This window comes from Arthrobacter mangrovi (genome assembly GCF_026011795.1).
In the GTDB taxonomy this organism is placed as follows: domain Bacteria; phylum Actinomycetota; class Actinomycetes; order Actinomycetales; family Micrococcaceae; genus Crystallibacter; species Crystallibacter mangrovi.
This window is the reverse complement of the sequence record NZ_BRVS01000047.1, coordinates 1-2,270: the sequence shown is the minus strand read 5'-3', so window position 1 is coordinate 2,270 and position 2,270 is coordinate 1. Positions and strand designations below refer to the sequence as shown.

Sequence of the window (2,270 nt, the reverse complement as noted above, 5' to 3'; positions counted from 1 at the left end):
GACCAGGCAATGCTCATCGATGAAGTCGATTTTTCAGCCATCGGACGAGCCCTCGGCGCACACGGAGCCAAAGCCCACACCCTTGCAGACCTCGCGAAACTGGAACGATGGCTGGCCACACACAACGAAGGAGTCTTCGTCCTGGACGTCGCCATCTCCCAAAACGTAATCGTCGAATACATGGCCGCGTCTCTCGAAGCAGGCAGGAACCAAGCAACCTTTGATCAATAGACGCCGATAACGGCGCTTACGACACATCTCTCCTAGAAGTGCCTTGGGCAGACGATTGCTCCTGGCGCTGTGAATCTGGTTGCGACGTGGTAGTTAGCGGGAAACGGATTCGCCTTCTATTCGCCTTCGAATGAGTGTGCCAACACCCAGGACGGGAAGGAGCTGATCTTGGCGTCAATGACCAGCGGTGTGGTGCGGTCTCCGTCGAGCCATTGCCGTACTTCCTGCAGGTCATCGAGGGATCGGACGGTGACACCGGTGCAGCCGAAACCACGGGCGATCGCGGCGATGTCTGTGTCCGGGAATTCCACCGTGTCCATGGGTGCATCCTCGTGGACGAAGTGGTGGACCTCGGCGCCGTAGGCATTGTCGTTATAGACCACGGCCACCATCGGCAGCTTCAATCGCACCGCAGTGTCGAGCTCCACCAGGCTCATCATGAATCCGCCGTCGCCGAGGCCTGCAACGGCCATCCTTTCGGGCGTGGCCAGCGCGGCGCCGATGGCCGAGGGCAGTGCCAGCCCGATCGATTGGAAGGCCAGCGGCACGCTGTAGCCGCGTTCGTCCGGGACCTGGAAGAACATGGCCGGGTAGCCGTTGAAGTTGCCGCCATCCGGAACGACGACCCGTTCCATCGGCAGCATGTCGTCCAGAGCGATGGTCAAGGTGCGCGGATCGATGGTGCCGGCTTCGGCGTTTTCCTCGTACGGCACATCGCGCCACCGACGGCCAGCCATGATCCGGACCGCTACGTCTTCGGTCCTGTAGCCCCGGCGTTCGACACCGCGCCGGCCCAGTTCGGAGGCCACCGCTTCCGCGACCAGTGCCGAGTCTCCGATTACCCCTAGATCCACGGGCCGGTGAAACCCGATCGCCTCCGCCGTGTCATCGACCTGAACCACGGTGACATTCATCAGCAATGACCCGCCGCGGGAGGTCCAGCGGTTCAGGCTGGCGCCAAAGGCGACGATGACGTCGGCCCCCTGGATTAGTTCCGCGCTGACCGGGGAGGCGAAACCGCCCATCACGTCCAGGTACCAGGGGTCGTCGTTGAATAAGCCGCGACCGACGGCGGAGGTCGCGAGCAGCGCACCCGCCCGGGCGGCCAGCGCACGGATTTCCTCTTTGGCGCCGAATGCCCCGCGGCCGCCCACGAGCAGAGGCCGCTCTGCCTTCTCCAGAAGGTCTGCAAGCCGGGATACGGATTCCGGGGAGGGGCCGGCGGCAAGCCGCGGAGCGATCGGGGGAACCAGGTCCGGCGACCAGTCGATCTGTGCCTCCTGCACATCCGTCGGCAGGTTCAGCACCACTGTCCGGCGCTCATCGCGTGCGAGCCGGAAGGCCCGCACGGCATCCGCCACAGCGGTTTGCGCCGAATGGATCCTCTCGACCTTGGCTCCGAGCGCGGATACCGCTGCGGCCTGATCGATCCAGAAATTGGACGCTTTTCTCGTGGGCGGTGTGTCACCGGCGAGCACCAGCATTGGTGTGCGGCTCTTGGCAGCCTCGCCGATGCCCGTCATGGCGTTGGTCAGCCCGCAGCCCTGGTGCACGCTCAGGACCGAGACCTTGCCGCTGGCCCGGGAGTAGGCGTCGGCCATGCAGGCTGCACCGTTCTCGTGCCTCGCGGCCGTGAACGGTACGCCGCCGGCGATCAATGCATTGGTCACGTGGAAATTCCCGCTCCCGGTCACGCCGAACGCATGGCCGATGCCTAGGCCGGCAAGGGTACGGCCCACGGCTTCTGCAACTCTCAAGGTTCTCTCCTTCAGTATGGAAACAGTCTCGTCTGTAGCGTCAGGCCTGCCGGGCGGCGGCGGGGCGGTGTCCGGCCTTGGCGAGCTGGATCTGTTCGTAGACGTGGTGGCGCAGTTCGGTGAACCTTGGGAGGGCGCGGGTGTTGAGCTGGTCGCGTTCGTCGGGCAGGTCGATGGTGATGTCTTCCTGGATGACGGTGGGCGAGGAGGAGAGGATGATGACGCGCTGGCCGAGGTAGACGGACTCATCGATGTCGTGGGTGACGAACAGGACGGTCACGC

General features: G+C 64.3%; 1 protein-coding gene and 2 pseudogenes. 1 reads left to right on the top strand and 2 read right to left on the bottom strand.

Translation table 11 applies throughout. The annotated features are described in order from the left end of the window. Positions 1 to 231, top strand: a pseudogene (locus tag AHIS1636_RS20330) (thiamine pyrophosphate-binding protein); the annotation flags it as partial. A 116-nt stretch (positions 232 to 347) separates the two neighbouring features. Here the strand turns inward: AHIS1636_RS20330 and AHIS1636_RS20325 are convergent. Then, positions 348 to 1,988, bottom strand: coding sequence for a thiamine pyrophosphate-binding protein (locus AHIS1636_RS20325; protein WP_264797687.1), 1,641 nt, complete (start codon positions 1,986 to 1,988; stop codon positions 348 to 350). A 40-nt stretch (positions 1,989 to 2,028) separates the two neighbouring features. Then, a pseudogene (locus AHIS1636_RS20320) lies at positions 2,029 to 2,270 on the bottom strand (ABC transporter ATP-binding protein); the annotation flags it as partial.